Origin of the sequence: Caulobacter zeae, from assembly GCF_002858925.1 — a bacterium.
GTDB classification, from domain to species: Bacteria; Pseudomonadota; Alphaproteobacteria; order Caulobacterales; family Caulobacteraceae; genus Caulobacter; species Caulobacter zeae.
Genome location: NZ_PJRS01000023.1, coordinates 1 through 14672, shown reverse-complemented (window position 1 = coordinate 14672; position 14672 = coordinate 1). Strand labels below are relative to the sequence as shown.

Genomic DNA, 14672 nt, shown 5'->3' with positions numbered 1-14672 from the left:
GGCGCCGACAGGCTGGCGAAGGTGTCGTACATTTGTTTGAATGATCCTTGAAAAAGCGCATTACGCTTACGTCAGGGGAAACTTGCAAACCTGCGCGGACGCGGTAAGTCGATTGTCCAAGCAGGGGAAACCTCGAAAGAGAAGCAGCCAGGAGGCGGCGTAGACCGATGAAGGTTCTGGTCCCGGTCAAACGGGTTATCGATTACAACGTGAAGGCTCGGGTGAAAGCCGACCAGACGGGCGTCGACCTGGCGAACGTCAAGATGTCGATGAACCCGTTCTGCGAGATCGCGGTCGAAGAGGCTGTGCGCCTCAAGGAAAAGGGCGTTGCGACCGAGGTCGTCATCGTCTCGATCGGCCCGGCTCAAGCCCAGGAAACCATCCGCACGGCCCTGGCCATGGGCGGCGACCGCGGCGTCCTGATCACCAGCGACGCCGACCTCGAGCCGCTGGCCGTGGCCAAGCTGCTCAAGGCCGTGGTGGCCGAGGAGCAGCCCGGCCTCGTCCTGATGGGCAAGCAGGCCATCGACGGCGACAACAACGCCGTGGGCCAGATGCTGTCGGCCCTGCTCGACTGGCCGCAGGCGACCTACGCCTCGGCGATCGAGATCAATGGTTCGGCCGCCAAGGTCACCCGTGAAGTCGACGGCGGTCTTCAGACCCTCGACGTCGACCTGCCGGCCGTGATCACCGCCGACCTGCGCCTCAACGAGCCGCGCTACGCCAGCCTTCCCAACATCATGAAGGCCAAGAAGAAGGAAATCGCGCAGAAGACCGTCGCCGACTACGGCGTCGACGTCGCTCCGCGCCTGACCGTCGTCAAGGTCACCGAGCCGCCGAAGCGCTCGGCCGGCATCAAGGTCGAGACCGCCGCCGACCTCGTCTCCAAGCTCACGACCGCGGGGGTGCTGTAATGGCCGTTCTCGTCATCGCCGACAACGACAACGCGCACCTGCGCGACGGCACCCACAAGACCGTCACCGCCGCCCTGAAGCTGTCGGGCGACGTCGACGTGCTGGTGCTGGGCAAGGACGTCTCGGGCGTGGCTGAAGCCGCCGCCAAGATCGCCGGCGTCCGCAAGGTTCTGGTCGCCGAGAGCGACGCCCTGGGTCACGGCGTCGCCGAAGCTCAGGCCGAAGCGGCCCTGGCGCTCGCGGGCAATTACGACGCGATCCTCGTCCCGGCCACCGCCGGCGGCAAGAACTTCGCCCCGCGCATCGCCGCCAAGCTCGACGTCGCCCCGATCAGCGACATCATCGAGGTGGTGTCGGCCGACACCTTCGTGCGCCCGATCTACGCCGGCAACGCGCTGGAGACCGTCCAGTCGTCCGACGCCAAGAAGCTGATCACCGTGCGTCCGACCGCCTTCGCGGCGGCCGGCGAGGGCGGCTCGGCTTCGGTCGAGAGCGTCTCGGGCGCCGATGCGGCCAAGACCCGCTTCGTCAGCGAAGAGATGGTCAAGTCCGACCGTCCGGAACTGGCCGCGGCCAAGATCGTCGTCTCGGGCGGCCGCGCCATGGGCTCGGCCGAAGAGTTCCAGGCGGTCATCGAGCCCCTGGCCGACAAGCTGGGCGCCGCCGTCGGCGCCAGCCGCGCCGCCGTCGACGCCGGCTACGCCCCGAACGACTACCAGGTCGGCCAGACCGGCAAGGTCGTCGCCCCGCAGCTCTACATCGCCGTGGGCATCTCGGGCGCCATCCAGCATCTGGCCGGCATGAAGGACTCCAAGGTGATCGTCGCGATCAACAAGGACGCCGACGCGCCGATCTTCCAGGTCGCCGACTACGGCCTGGTCGCCGACTATAAGTCGGCCGTGCCGGACCTGATGAGCGCGCTCACCGCCGCCGGCAAGTAAGGCGTCTCGCTTCGTCGAGAACGGAAGGCCCGGGAGCAATCCCGGGCCTTTTTGCGTTTCAGGCGCCATCCGCAATCCCTCTCTCTAAGAGAGAGGGTTCCTTGGAGGAGCTGGCTCCCGTTTTTGATCTATATCTTCCGCAAAACCCCTTATGCGGCCGCCCGGATTTGCCTGTTATCGGGCTTGGGCTTAAGCCGATCCCATGACGCAACAAGCCGACACCCTTTCCGATCTCGACGCCCGGAAGGCCCGCGCCCGGGCCTGGTTCGAGAGCCTTCGCGACCAGATCTGCGCCGCCTTCGAGACCCTCGAGGACGAGGCGCCGGCCGAGCTCTATGGCGACCAGCCGGGCCGCTTCGAGCTGAAGCCGTGGGATCGCCCGGCCGGCGGCGGCGGGGTGATGGGCATGATGCGCGGGCGCCTGTTCGAGAAAGTCGGGGTTCACGTTTCCACGGTGTTCGGGACCTTCCCGCCGGAGATGGCCAAGACCATGCCGGGCGCCGCCGAGGATCCGCGGTTCTTCGCCACCGGCATCAGCCTGATCGCGCACATGACCAATCCGCGCGTGCCGGCCGTGCATATGAACACCCGCTTCATCGCCACCACCAAGGGCTGGTTCGGCGGCGGCGGCGACCTGACGCCGCTGCTGGGCTACCAGCGCCAGCAGGACTTCCCCGACGCCATCGACTTCCACGCCGCCTACAAGCGCGCCTGCGACAGGCACGATCCGGACTGGTACGCCAAGTACAAGGCCTGGTGCGACGAGTACTTCTTCCTGCCCCATCGCAACGAGCCGCGCGGCATCGGCGGCATCTTCTACGACCACCACGACAGCGGCGACTGGTCCAAGGACTTTGAATTCACCCAGGACGTCGGCCGGGCCTTCCTCGAGATCTACCCGACCCTGGTGCGCCGCCGGATGAACGAGGCCTGGACCCCCGAGGAGCGCGAGCAGCAGCTGATCCAGCGCGGCCGCTACGTCGAGTTCAACCTGCTCTACGACCGCGGCACGATGTTCGGGCTGAAGACCGGCGGCAACACCGAGTCGATCCTCAGCTCCATGCCCCCCGAGGTGAAGTGGCCGTAAGTTAAACTCCTCCCCCGCAAGGCGGGGGAGGGGGACCACGAAGTGGTGGAGGGGGGCGGGGTCAGGCGCAGAGGTCTGTCGATCGCCCCCTCTTGGCGAACGCCGTTACCTCAAGGTTGCGTCGCCTGGCCTTTCAGCCTTAGCTTGACCGCATGGCCCTCCTGCTCGCCCTCGCCCTGTCCGCAGCCCTCGTCCCGCCGCGCGAGGTCGAGGCGTTCCACGAGGCCGTCCTCGCCGAGATCGGCCATCACGAGAGGCTTCGCAGCCGATCCGTGGAGGTCAACTGGTATCGAGCCGCCGGCGGCGACCGCAGCCGGCTGCACGTCGCCGACTTCAAGTGCGATCAGCCCGTCGGCCGTCGCACGTGCCAGTTCACGCTGATCCGCGACGGCGGGCCGGTCGAGCTGCGCGGCGAGACGGTCGCCGACCGGCTGAGCTGCTCGGCGCGGTTCCAGCGCAATCTCCGTGGCGGCTCCCCGGCCTGGCTCGTCGAGCGCCGGCTGCGCGTGCCGCGCGGGTCGTTCACGGGCACGACGCTGCGCTGCGAGCCCGCCTGAAGCGTCCTGAGTTTTCTATGCGTCATCCCGGACAAGCCCTGCGGGCTTTCCGGGATGACGAGAAGTAAGCGATTGGAATGATTGGATCCGATACGCCGCTCAACTAAGCCTGCCCCTAGACCGCCAGGCACACCACCTGGGCCACGCGCAGGTCGCGGCGCAGGCCGTCGGCGATGCGGCCGTAGTTGTCGGTGGTGATGGCCTCGCCCGGGGCGAATTCGGGGACGCTGGCGTCGCCGCCGCGGCGGGGCGTGCGGGCGATCAGGGTGCGCATGCTCTCGGGCGCGGTGGTGTAGATGCGGCCGCGGCGCGGCGACTCCGCCACCGTGACGCCGATCACGCGGCCGGCGCTGTCCAGGGCCGGGGCGCCGGAAAGGCCCGCCAGGGTGCCCTTCAGATTGTCGGTGCGGCCGACCTCGGCCCAGACCAGCACCGGCTCGGTGCGGGCCCCGCGTCCGTGGATCACCAGGTTCTCGCGGCCGATCAGGCGCGAGGCCACCTCGCCGGCGTGGCCCTGCGGGAAGCCGGGATGGAAGGCCCGCATGCCCTTGCGCGGGTCGGCGAGGTTCACCGGCATGGCCGGGGCGCCGCCCTCGGTGGTCAGGATGGCCGCGTCGAAGCGCGGGTCGATGGTCACCCGCGCGGCCACGCCGCGGCCGTCTGCGACCAGGATGGCGGCCTGCTTGCAGCCGTCGACCACGTGGCGGGCGGTCAGCCAGACGCCGTTCTGCCCCACCGAGAAGGCCGTGCCCGAGGCCGGCTCCTGCTTGTCGGGCACCTGCACCACGATCGACGGGTCGAAGGGCGAGGCCGGGCCCAGGGGCACGCCTTCCTCGCCGGGCACCGGCGGCGGCGGCGGAGGCGCGTCGGCGCGCTCCTGGCGGCCGACGGCGACCACCAGAAGGGCGGCGACCACGGCGCCGTAGACCAGCCAGTCTGGAAGCTTGGGGAAATGCACGCGCCCCGCTCCGCCCGTTCCTTTCGCCTCAGCCCGCCACGCCGGCGGCGATGATGATGGCGGTGGCCAGCTTGGCGCCCACCAGCAGGGCGGCGGCCGAGACCTCGCCCTCGTTGATCCGCTCGGGCAGGCCCTTGAGCATCATGTCGGTCAGGCGGAAGACCAGCAGCTGCAGCGCCAGCGTGGCCACGCCCCACAGCAGGATCTCGATCACCGATGTCGAGGCCGCCAGCGAGGCGGCCAGCGGTATGGCCAGGCCCGTCATCACCCCGCCCAGCGACAGGGCGGCCGCCGCATTGCCCTCGCGGATCAGCTTGATCTCGCGATGCGGGGTCAGGAGGATGTAGATCGCCGCTCCGGCGATCAGCATGGCCATGGTCACGCCCACATGGGTCAGGGTCGTCAGCAGGCCGTTGGCGAAGGCCTGGATCTCGGGCGACTGGATCTGAGGCATGTTTACGCGACCCCCTGGGACTTGAGGGGCAAGCTCTAACACGGGTTGGCGAGACTTGCGTAGGGGGCTCGCGTGGGAGGGGACCCCCCATATCCTCCCGTCATTCCCGCGCTTGTGGCGGGAATGACGGGCTAGAAGGGAGGACCGCAATGCGCCCCTAAGCCGCGTCGTCGGCGTCGTCTTCCAGCATGCCGGCCATGGCCGCCATCGACAGCTTGCGCAGGGCGCTGGCGCGGACCTTTTCGCTCTCGCTCTTCAGCTGGCCGCAGGCCGCGAGAATGTCGCGGCCGCGCGGGGTGCGGATCGGCGAGGAGTAGCCGGCCTTGTTGAGGATCGCCGCGAAGGTCTCGATCGCGCCCCAGTCCGAGCATTCGTACTGGCTGCCCGGCCACGGGTTGAACGGGATCAGGTTGATCTTGGCGGGGATGCCCTTGATCAGCTTGACCAGCGCACGGGCCTCGTCGGGGCTGTCGTTGACGCCCTTCAGCATCACGTACTCGAAGGTCACCCGGCGCGCGTTGCTCAGGCCCGGATAGGCGCGGATGCCCTCCATCAGCTGGGCGATCGGGTACTTCTTGTTCAGCGGCACCAGCACGTCGCGCAGCTCGTCGTTGGTGGCGTGCAGGCTGATGGCCAGCATGGCCTGGGTCGTATTGCCCAGCTTCTCCAGCATCGGCACGACGCCCGAGGTCGACACCGTGATCCGGCGACGCGAGATGCCGATGCCCTCGTTGTCGCTGATGATCTCGATGGCGTCCGAGACCTGGCCCAGATTGTACAGCGGCTCGCCCATGCCCATGAACACGATGTTCGACAGCAGGCGGTCTTCCTTGTCCGACGGCCATTCGGCCAGGTCGTCCTTGGCGATCTGCACCTGGGCGACGATCTCGGCGGTGGTCAGGTTGCGCACCAGCGGCTGGGTGCCGGTGTGGCAGAAGCTGCAGTTCAGCGTGCAGCCGACCTGGCTGGACACGCACAGGGCCCCGACCCGGCCGACGGACGGAATATAGACGGTCTCGACCTCGATGCCGGGGGCCATGCGGATCAGCCACTTGCGGGTGCCGTCCTTGGAGACCTGGCGCTCGACCACCTCGGGGCGGGCGATGGTGAAGGTCTCGGCCAGCCGCGCGCGGGTTTCCTTGGCCACGTCGCTCATCTGGGCGAAATCGGTGACGCCGCGATGGTGGATCCAGCGGAACACCTGGGTGGCGCGCATCTTGGCCTTGCCGTGCTCGACCACGCCGCTCTGCGTCAGGGCGGCGATCAGCTGCGGGCGGGTCAAGCCCGACAGGTTGACGGGCGGCTTGGCCGCGTCAGTCGAGGGCGTGACGCGGGACAGGTCGAGGGTGACGCTCAAGGGGCGGTCCGGGAAATTCGAGGAATGTGCGGGGTCGAGGCGGGGATATAGCAGATGTGAGGCGGTTTTCCAAAACCAGGACCCTCTCCCTGTGGGAGAGGTGTCGCCGAAGGCGACGGAGAGGGGAGTGGCTGATGACCTTCCAGCTCAGCGGCAGCTGAAAACGGCCCCCCTCCGGCCCTTCGGGCCACCTCCCCCAGAGGGGAGGATCTATTGGCGCCGAGATGCTCCCCCTTTGGGGGAGCTGTCGCGGAGCGACTGAGGGGGTCCCCCTTCGACAATCCCCCCATCTCCCGCTAAACCGCGCCCATGCCGTTCACCGCCACCGTCATGACCATGTTCCCCGAGGCCTTCCCCGGCCCGCTCGGCGTCTCGATGATCGGGACCGCCTGGAAGGAGGCCGACCTGTGGCGATTGGAAACACTGGACATTCGCGCCTTTTCCAAGGATAAGCGCGGCTTCCTCGACGACACCCCCGCGGGTGGCGGCGCGGGAGCCGTGCTCAAAGCGGACGTCATCGCCTCTGCGCTGGATAGCCTGGAGCTCGATGGGCGGCCGCTTTTGTACATGAGCGCCCGGGGCAGGCCCCTGACCCAGGCGCGCGTAAGGGAGTGGTCCAAGGCGCCTGGCGTCGTGGTGCTGTGCGGCCGCTTCGAGGGGGTGGACCAGCGGGTGCTAGACGCGCGCGGGTTCGAGGAGGTCTCCGTCGGAGACGCGGTTCTCGCCGGTGGCGAGGCGGCGGCGATGGTGGTGATCGAGGCGTGCGTTCGACTGGCCCCGGGTGTGCTGGGGAACATCGAGAGCACGCTGGAAGAAAGCTTCGAGGACGGCCTCCTCGAGCATCCGCAGTACACGAGACCGCGGACGTTCGAAGGGCTCGACATCCCCGAGGTGCTGCTGTCGGGCGACCACAAGAAGGTCGACCAGTGGCGGCGCAGTATGCGTGAAGAAACGACCCGCGAGCGGCGTCCCGACCTCTGGGAAAAGCATCTCGCCAATCAACAGGCAAAAGGCGGCCCGAAAACGGGTAAGCCCAAGGAGAAATGATCATGGCGATCAACATCATCGCTCAGCTCGAGCAAGAAGAATCGGCCCGTCTGCTGGCCGTCCGCGCGATCCCGGAATTCCGTCCCGGCGACACCCTGCGCGTCAACGTGAAGATCAAGGAAGGCGAGCGCGAGCGCGTCCAGGCCTACGAAGGCGTCTGCATCGCCCGTCAAGGCGCTGGCCTCCACGAGAGCTTCACTGTCCGCAAGATCTCGTTCGGCGAAGGCGTGGAGCGTCTGTTCCCGATCCTGTCGCCGAGCATCGAAAGCATCGAAGTCAAGCGTCGCGGCGTCGTCCGTCGCGCCAAGCTGTACTACCTGCGCGACCGTCGCGGTAAGTCGGCCCGTATCGCCGAGCGCGTCAACGTCCGCAAGGACGCCGAATAAGCAGCTCGCTCGCTACGGCGAAGTGTTCGAAGGCCCCGGCGGAAACGCCGGGGCCTTTTGCTTTTGCGGTTGCTCTCTCCGGGCGTGTTGCGCAATCTTGGCGCGAGTGGGCGGGGAGGGTGTCATGCGGCGCAGGGCGATGGCGGCCGGCCTGCTGGCGATCGCGATACTGGCGAGCGCGGGGGCGCCGTTGACGACCCCGAACCTGCCCCAGACCAGGGACGAGCCCGAGCTTCTGGCGCCCAACGGCCGGCGGGGGATGGAGATCGATCTCAACGAGATCCGCATCTTCTTCGCCGGCGGCTATGACGGCGACTGGATCCGCCGGGCCGACATGAAGCCGGTGCGCCGCGTGCACCACATGACTTTCTACCAGGTCAGGGGGCGGCTCTATGTCGACCGCGACGGCGACCAGGTCATCGACGCCGGCGCCTTCTACGTTCCCAAGACCGGGCTGGTGCTCGCCGACTGGAACTGCGACGGCCGGGGCGACCAGATCCTGCTCAGCATGCGTCCCGTGCCCAAGGGTTCGTGGGAGGGGCTGCTCAAGCGCGTCCGCGAGGAGGACGCCAAGGCCCCGGCCCGCTGAACGGCCAAGCTTTGTGCATAAGCACGCATCTTGACGGATCGTTGTTCTGTGGCATGATGATTTCACCCTCGCTGTTCAGACACGGCGGGCTTCCAGACCGTCTCCTTTCTAGTGGACGGCCCTCTTCAGGCGGAGCCATCGGCCCCTGGAGTGTACAAACGATGCCAGGGCGCGCCGACAGGTCACTACGACCGGCGCGCCCTTAGTCGTTAGAGGTTGCGTTCAATGGTCCTCGTCCTGCCGGATGGGGACCAAGGCGACCGTCGCTCTCGAGCCTTCAGGCCAGGCTTCGGGGCAAGAAATGTGCGCCCGGACGTTGTTTGCACGCTTCCCCGGGGCAGGATCGATCGCTGCTTGGCGGTCACACAGCGGATTTTCGGCGTTTCCTCGCTTTACGCGCCCGCCCATCGGGCCTAGATGCGGATCGCTATGACCCGCGCAACAAAGACCCTCTACGACAAGATCTGGGACGCCCACGTCGTCAACGAAACCGACGGCGAGGCCATCCTCTACATCGACCTGCACCTGATCCACGAGGTGACCACGCCGCAGGCCTTCGCCGGCCTTCGCGCCGCGCGTCGCCCCGTGCGCCGGCCCGACCGCACGCTTGCGGTGGCCGATCACAACGTGCCGACCGAGAACCAGGCCGCCGGCGTCGACGCCGTGGCGGACGAGGAGGCGCGCCTCCAGCTCCAGACGCTGGGCCGCAACGTCGCCGACAACGGGATCGAGTATTTCCCGATGGGCGACATCCGCAACGGCATCGTCCACGTGGTCGGTCCCGAGCAGGGTCGCACCCAGCCGGGCATGACCATCGTCTGCGGCGACAGCCACACCTCGACCCACGGCGCCTTCGGGGCCCTGGCCCACGGCATCGGCACCTCGGAAGTCGAGCACGTGCTGGCCACCCAGACCCTGCGCCAGAAGAAGGCCAGGAACATGCTGGTCCGCGTCGACGGCCAGTTGGGTCCGGGCGTGACGGCGAAGGACATCGCCCTGGCCGTCATCGGCGAGATCGGCACGGCCGGCGGCACCGGCTACGTCATCGAATACGCCGGCGAGGCCGTGCGCAGCCTGACCATGGAGGGCCGCATGACCCTCTGCAACCTGACCATCGAGGGCGGCGCCAAGGCCGGCCTGGTCGCGCCGGACGAAACCACCTTCGCCTATGTGCAGGGCAAGCCCGCCGCGCCGAAGGGCGCGGCCTGGGACATGGCCGTCAGCCACTGGAAGACCTTCTTCTCGGACGAAGGCGCCGTCTTCGACCGCACCGTCGTCATCGACGGCGCGGCCCTCGTGCCGATGGTCACCTGGGGCACCAGCCCCGAGGACGTCGTGCCGATCACCGGCAATGTTCCCGAGCCGGAAAGCTTCGCCACCGCCGACAAGCGCGCCGCCGCCCATCGCGCTCTCGACTACATGGGCCTGACCGCCGGCCAGCCGATCTCGGAAGCCAAGATCGACCGCGTCTTCATCGGCTCGTGCACCAACAGCCGCATCGAGGACATGCGCGCCGCCGCCGCCGTGGTGCAGGAAGCCTTCCTGCACGGCCGCATGGTGGCCCCGCACGTCAAGGCGATGGTCGTGCCGGGCTCGGGCCTGGTCAAGGAACAGGCCGAGTCCGAAGGCCTGGACGCCATCTTCAAGGCCGCGGGCTTCGACTGGCGCGAGCCGGGCTGCTCGATGTGCCTGGGGATGAACCCCGACCGCCTGGAGCCGGGCGAACGCTGCGCCTCGACCAGCAACCGCAACTTCGAGGGCCGTCAGGGCCGCGGCGGCCGCACCCACCTCGTGTCGCCCGCCATGGCGGCGGCGGCGGCGATCGCCGGTCACCTGGTCGACGTGCGCGCCCTGCTGTCGGAGACGAACTGATGCAAGCCTTTACCCGTCTCGACGGCCGCGCGGCGCCCCTGTCGCTGGCCAATATCGACACCGACCAGATCATCCCCAAGCAGTTCCTCAAGACCGTCGAGCGCGAGGGCCTGGGCAAGGGCCTGTTCTTCGACTTCCGCTTCGATCCGAACGGGAACGAGATCGAGGGCTTCGTGCTCAATCGCCCCGAATACAAGGGCTCGTCCGTGCTGATCGCCGGCGACAACTTCGGCTGCGGCTCCTCGCGCGAGCACGCTCCGTGGGCCCTGATGGACTTCGGGATCATGTGCGTGATCTCGACCAGCTTCGCCGACATCTTCAACAACAACTGCTTCAACAACGGCCTCTTGCCCGTGGTGCTGGCGGCCGACGAGGTCGCGGTGCTGATGGACGAGGCCAAGGGCGGCAACCACATGGTCAGCGTCGACCTGGAAGCCCAGACGGTGGTCTCGCCCTCGGGCAAGACCTTCAGCTTCCAGATCGATCCGGTGCGCAAGGAGAAGATGCTGAAAGGCCTCGACGCCATCGGCGAGACCTTGCAGCACGCCACCGACATCGACGTCTTCGAAAGCAAGCGCGCCATCGGCCAGCCCTGGCTGGAGAACTGAAGGCGTGCTCCCTCCCCCTCGATGGGGGAGGGCTGGGGTGGGGGTGACTGCGGCGGCTGGGTTCGCGCTACATCCTGACAGGCTTCCACCCCCATCCCCGACCCTTCCCCCATCAAGGGGGAAGGGGGAGTGTTTTGAATGACCCTGATCCTCGCCGGCTCCATCCGCATCGCGCCCGAGCGCCTCGAAGACCTGCGTCCGCACCTGGCGGCCCAGGTGGACGGATCGCGCGGCGAGCCGGGCTGCCTGGACTACGCGCTGACCGAGGACCCCCTCGATCCGGGGCTGATCCGCGTTTTCGAGCACTTCACCGACGAAGCGGCCTTGGCCTTCCATCGCGCTTCGCCGCATATGGCCGCGTGGCGCGCGGCCTGCGCAGAGCTTGGCGTATACGAGCGCCGCATGTCCTCCTTCGACGTTTCCGCCTATCGCGAGATCTGAAATGGCTACGCTTCTCCTGCTCCCCGGCGACGGCATCGGTCCGGAAGTCTGCGCGGAGGTGCGCCGCGTGGCGGCCGCCCTCGTGCCCAGCCTGGTGGTCGAGGAAGCCATCTACGGCGGCGCCAGCTACGACGCCCACGGCACGCCGCTGACCGACGAGGTCCGTGATCGCGCCCTGGCCAGCGACGCGGTGCTGATGGGCGCCGTCGGCGGTCCCAACTGGGCGGACGCCCCGCGCCACCTGCGCCCGGAAGCCGGCCTCCTGAACCTGCGCAAGGCGATGAACGTCTACGCCAACCTGCGCCCGGCCTACTGCTTCGAGGCCCTGGCTGGCGCTTCCAGCCTGAAGACCGAGCTGGTCTCGGGCCTGGACATCATGTTCGTTCGCGAGCTGGTCGGCGGCGTCTATTTCGGCGAGCCGCGCGGCATCGACGTGCTGCCCGACGGCCAGAAGAAGGGCTACGACACCGCCCTCTACACCACCAGCGAGATCGAGCGCGCCGGGCGCGTGGCCTTCGAGCTGGCCCGCGGCCGCAAGAACAAGGTCCACTCGGCCGAGAAGTCGAACGTGATGGAATCGGGCCTGCTGTGGAAGCAGGTGATCACCGAACTGCACGCCCGCGAATATCCGGATGTCGAGCTGGAGCACATCCTGGCCGACAACTGCGCCATGCAGCTGGTGCGCGCCCCCAAGCAGTTCGACGTCATCGTCACCGACAACCTGTTCGGCGACATCCTGTCGGACGCGGCGGCCATGCTGACCGGCTCGCTGGGCATGCTGCCCTCGGCCGCCATCGGCGATCCCAACAAGCCGGGCCTCTACGAGCCGATCCACGGCTCGGCCCCCGACATCGCCGGCAAGGGCCTGGCCAATCCGCTGGCCGCCATCCTGTCGTTCGAGATGGCCCTGCGCTGGTCGCTGAAGGAAGTCGAAGCCGCCGACCGCCTGCTGGCCGCGGTCAAGGGCGCCCTCGACGCGGGCGCGCGCACCCGTGATCTCGGAGGTGAACTGTCTACTGTTCAGATGGGTGATGCGGTATTGTGTCGCATCTGAATAAGTAGAATAGCGCCGTTATTTCGGCGTTTTACAATTTCTGCTTAAGTTTTTTCGCCCAGTTCCTGCACTCATCAAATGATAAGTCGGGACCTGGGCGAAATGCGTTTCAACGACCTGAAGATATCGGCGAAGCTGGGGATCGCGTTCAGCGCCCTGATCATCGCCTTCGTGATTTCGTCGGGCGTGGTGTTCACCAGCCTGCAGCGCATCCAGGAGGCCTCGGTCTCCAACCAGCGCAGTCTCTCCCTGGCCACCGAGGCCGAGGTGATGATGACCCTGGTCCTCGAGCAGCAGAACGCCCTGCGCGCCTACGCCCTGCTCGGCGACGACAGCTTCGCCCAGACCTACAAGGAAGGCGTTGGCCAGTTCGACCAGGCGCTGGACGCCTTCGAGGCCAAGACCACCGTTCCCGAACAGAAGGCCCGCATCCAGCGCCTGCGTGGCGCGATGGGCGAATGGCGCAAGACCATCGCCGAGCCCGCCATGACGGCGATGGCCAACGACCCGGTGATGGGCCGCGTCTCCGCTGGCGAACTGATGGGCCGCAAGAGCCTCACCGAAATCCGCGCCGTTCAGGACGAGCTGACGGCCGCCGCCAGCGAGCGCGTCGCCCTGCGCGCCAAGGAAATGAAGCAGGCCATGGACATGGCCATCCTGTCGCTGGTGCTGGGCGGGATCGCCGCCCTGGTCATCGCCGGCCTGATGGGCTGGATGCTGTCGGGCACCATCGGCGCCTCGGTCGCCGCCATGACCGCCGCCATGCGCCGCCTGGCCTCGGGCGACAACACCATCGAGGTCCCCGCCGTCGGCCGCAAGGACGAGGTCGGCCAGATGGCCCAGGCCGTGCTGAGCTTCAAGGACGCCGCCATCCACAAGCTGCGCCTGGAAGACGAGGCCGTCGAGCAGCGCCGCCTGACCGAGGCCGAGCGGGCCCGCGTCGAGGCCGAGAAGGCCCGCAAGGCCCAGGAAGACGCCGTCGCCGTGTCGGCCCTGGCCGAGGCCCTCGGCCACCTGTCGAACGGTGACCTGACCTTCCGCATCACCGCCGCCTTCGCCCCCGACGCCGAACAGCTGAAGACCGACTTCAACGCCGCCGCCGCCCGCCTGGAAGAAGCCATGCGCGGCATCAACGGCGCCGCCGGCGGCATCCGCGCCGGTTCGGAAGAGATCGCCCAGGCCTCGGACGACCTGTCGCGCCGCACCGAGCAGCAGGCCGCCAGCCTGGAAGAGACCGCCGCCGCCCTCGACCAGATCACCGCCACGGTCCGCAAGACCGCCTCGGGCGCCAAGGAAGTCTCCAGCCTCGTGGCCGGCGCCCGCACCGGCGCCGAGCGCTCGGGCCGGATCGTCGACCAGGCGGTCGGCGCCATGGCCAGCATCGAGCAGTCGTCGGGCCAGATCGGCAACATCATCGGCGTCATCGACGAGATCGCCTTCCAGACCAACCTCCTGGCCCTGAACGCCGGCGTCGAAGCAGCTCGCGCCGGTGACGCCGGCAAGGGCTTCGCGGTCGTGGCGCAGGAAGTGCGGGCTCTCGCCCAGCGCTCGGCCGAAGCGGCCAAGGAGATCAAGGGCCTGATCTCGACCTCGACCCAGCAGGTCGAGGCCGGCGTGTCCCTGGTCGGCCAGACCGGCGAGGCCCTGCGCGCCATCGTCGACCAGGTGGCCAGCATCGACGCCCTGGTCGGCGAGATCGCCGCCAGCGCCCAGGAGCAGTCCACCGGCCTGCACCAGGTCAATGTCGCGGTGAACCAGATGGACCAGGTGGTCCAGCAGAACGCGGCCATGGTGGAAGAAGCCACCGCCGCCACCCACTCGCTGAAAGGCGAGGCCGGCGAACTGGCCGTGCAGGTCGGCCGCTTCAAGGTCGCCGGCGCCGCCATGGCCGCCTCGACCCCGCGGGCCGCCACCCCGGCCTCGCGCCCGGCCGCCAGCCCCGCCCGCGCCGCCCAGGCCCGCGCCGCCGCCTTCGCCACCGAAGGCTCGGCCGCCCTGGCCGTCGACAGCTGGGAAGAGTTCTAAGGCGTCTCCCCCTCTGGGGGATCGCAAGGCCGAAGAGGGGAAGAGCTTCCGGGCTCTTCCCCTTTTTCATTTGGGGACGCGCCCCACCAAACCCTCTCTCTTCGAGAGAGGGAGGGGCCCGCGCCGCAGGGGCGGGAGGGTGAGAGGTTTCACCGCTTCAAGCAAACCCCGCCAGCAACCCCGCCCGTCATCCCGGAAAGCGCGCAACGCTTGTCCGACCCAGGGGACTGGGTGCGGAGCTGGCGGTCGCCGACGCCCTGCGCCTGCCCCTGGGTCCCTGTGTATTGCGATGTAGGTCGGGCGGTCGCCTGATGGCTGGCGGGCGCAGCTCGTTGGGTCCCAGGCGTCACAGGCCGTGATCCGGCAAGGGCGCGTCCGCCAG

15 protein-coding genes are annotated in these 14672 nt (G+C 68.2%); 12 read left to right on the top strand and 3 right to left on the bottom strand.

Annotated features, from left to right (window positions below; genetic code table 11):
* The first annotated feature begins 167 nt into the window (after positions 1 to 167).
* From SGCZBJ_RS13415 to SGCZBJ_RS13400, 4 genes are all read left to right on the top strand, one after another.
* Complete coding sequence (locus SGCZBJ_RS13415) at positions 168 to 914, top strand: electron transfer flavoprotein subunit beta/FixA family protein (protein WP_101718510.1); 747 nt, start codon at positions 168 to 170, stop codon at positions 912 to 914.
* On the top strand, positions 914 to 1855 hold the full coding sequence (locus SGCZBJ_RS13410; protein WP_101718509.1) for an electron transfer flavoprotein subunit alpha/FixB family protein: 942 nt from the start codon (positions 914 to 916) through the stop codon (positions 1853 to 1855). Before SGCZBJ_RS13415 ends, SGCZBJ_RS13410 begins: the two co-directional genes overlap by 1 nt.
* Before the next feature lie 202 nt (positions 1856 to 2057).
* Positions 2058 to 2942, top strand: coding sequence for an oxygen-dependent coproporphyrinogen oxidase (hemF, locus tag SGCZBJ_RS13405; protein WP_101718508.1), 885 nt, complete (start codon positions 2058 to 2060; stop codon positions 2940 to 2942).
* Positions 2943 to 3094: 152 nt separating this feature from the next.
* A complete protein-coding gene (locus SGCZBJ_RS13400; RefSeq protein WP_133149260.1) occupies positions 3095 to 3499 on the top strand; it encodes a hypothetical protein in 405 nt (134 codons plus the stop codon).
* Between the two features lie 115 nt (positions 3500 to 3614).
* On the opposite strand, the gene SGCZBJ_RS13395 is transcribed toward SGCZBJ_RS13400, so the two are convergent.
* From SGCZBJ_RS13395 to rlmN, 3 genes are all read right to left on the bottom strand, one after another.
* Positions 3615 to 4457, bottom strand: coding sequence for a S1 family peptidase (locus SGCZBJ_RS13395; RefSeq protein ID WP_101718506.1), 843 nt, complete (start codon positions 4455 to 4457; stop codon positions 3615 to 3617).
* A gap of 28 nt (positions 4458 to 4485) precedes the next feature.
* Positions 4486 to 4911, bottom strand: a complete 426-nt coding sequence (locus tag SGCZBJ_RS13390; RefSeq protein ID WP_101718505.1) for a DUF350 domain-containing protein — start codon at positions 4909 to 4911, stop codon at positions 4486 to 4488.
* Between the two features lie 157 nt (positions 4912 to 5068).
* Positions 5069 to 6268, bottom strand: coding sequence for a dual-specificity RNA methyltransferase RlmN (gene rlmN, locus SGCZBJ_RS13385; protein ID WP_101718504.1), 1200 nt, complete (start codon positions 6266 to 6268; stop codon positions 5069 to 5071).
* A gap of 309 nt (positions 6269 to 6577) precedes the next feature.
* Between rlmN and trmD the strand changes: the two genes are divergently transcribed.
* The 8 genes from trmD to SGCZBJ_RS13340 all read left to right on the top strand — a co-directional run bounded on the left by trmD (position 6578) and on the right by SGCZBJ_RS13340 (position 14290).
* On the top strand, positions 6578 to 7315 hold the full coding sequence (trmD, locus tag SGCZBJ_RS13375) for a tRNA (guanosine(37)-N1)-methyltransferase TrmD (RefSeq protein WP_101718502.1): 738 nt from the start codon (positions 6578 to 6580) through the stop codon (positions 7313 to 7315).
* A gap of 2 nt (positions 7316 to 7317) precedes the next feature.
* Positions 7318 to 7701, top strand: coding sequence for a 50S ribosomal protein L19 (rplS, locus tag SGCZBJ_RS13370; protein ID WP_101718501.1), 384 nt, complete (start codon positions 7318 to 7320; stop codon positions 7699 to 7701).
* Between the two features lie 124 nt (positions 7702 to 7825).
* On the top strand, positions 7826 to 8290 hold the full coding sequence (locus SGCZBJ_RS13365) for a hypothetical protein (protein ID WP_133149259.1): 465 nt from the start codon (positions 7826 to 7828) through the stop codon (positions 8288 to 8290).
* 429 nt (positions 8291 to 8719) lie between these two features.
* Positions 8720 to 10162 carry a 3-isopropylmalate dehydratase large subunit gene (gene leuC / locus SGCZBJ_RS13360; protein ID WP_101718499.1) on the top strand — a complete coding sequence of 481 codons (1443 nt, stop codon included), beginning with the start codon at positions 8720 to 8722 and terminating at the stop codon, positions 10160 to 10162.
* Positions 10162 to 10770, top strand: a complete 609-nt coding sequence (gene leuD / locus SGCZBJ_RS13355; RefSeq protein WP_101718498.1) for a 3-isopropylmalate dehydratase small subunit — start codon at positions 10162 to 10164, stop codon at positions 10768 to 10770. The genes leuC and leuD overlap by 1 nt, the downstream gene beginning before the upstream one ends.
* A 138-nt stretch (positions 10771 to 10908) precedes the next feature.
* Positions 10909 to 11211 (top strand): putative quinol monooxygenase, encoded by a 303-nt coding sequence (locus tag SGCZBJ_RS13350; RefSeq protein WP_101718497.1) that lies wholly within the window; start codon positions 10909 to 10911, stop codon positions 11209 to 11211.
* A gap of 1 nt (position 11212) precedes the next feature.
* On the top strand, positions 11213 to 12265 hold the full coding sequence (leuB, locus tag SGCZBJ_RS13345) for a 3-isopropylmalate dehydrogenase (RefSeq protein ID WP_101718496.1): 1053 nt from the start codon (positions 11213 to 11215) through the stop codon (positions 12263 to 12265).
* A 102-nt stretch (positions 12266 to 12367) separates the two neighbouring features.
* Positions 12368 to 14290: a methyl-accepting chemotaxis protein gene (locus tag SGCZBJ_RS13340; protein ID WP_101718495.1), complete on the top strand. Its 1923-nt coding sequence runs from the start codon at positions 12368 to 12370 to the stop codon at positions 14288 to 14290.
* Positions 14291 to 14672: the final 382 nt, after the last annotated feature.